We start from the raw sequence: 333 nt of genomic DNA, 5'->3' as shown, positions 1-333 counted from the left end.
CGCCCTACGGGGGAAAGCGGGGGGCCTTCGGGCCTCGCGCTATTGGATGAGCCTGCGTAAGATTAGCTAGTTGGTGAGCCTTTACCTCACCAACTAGCTAATCTTACGCAGGCTCATCCAATAGCGCGAGGCCCGAAGGTCCCCCGCTTTCCCCCGTAGGGCGTATGCGGTATTAGCAGCCGTTTCCGACTGTTGTCCCCCACTACTGGGTAGATTCCTACGCGTTACTCACCCGTCCGCCGCTGTACTCACACCGAAGTGCTTTCTCGCTCGACTTGCATGTGTTAGGCCTGCCGCCAGCGTTCAATCTGAGCCATGATCAAACTCTTCAGT

Annotated in this window: 1 rRNA gene; it reads right to left on the bottom strand. The window is 57.7% G+C overall.

What is annotated here, in order from left to right:
• Positions 1–333 (bottom strand): 16S ribosomal RNA (locus tag A3709_RS24265); the annotation flags it as partial.

It is taken from the genome of Halioglobus sp. HI00S01 (genome assembly GCF_001635445.1).
Classification (GTDB): domain Bacteria; phylum Pseudomonadota; class Gammaproteobacteria; order Pseudomonadales; family Halieaceae; genus Halioglobus; species Halioglobus japonicus.
Note: the sequence above shows the minus strand (reverse complement) of the source record. Positions and strands in the feature narration are given on the sequence as shown.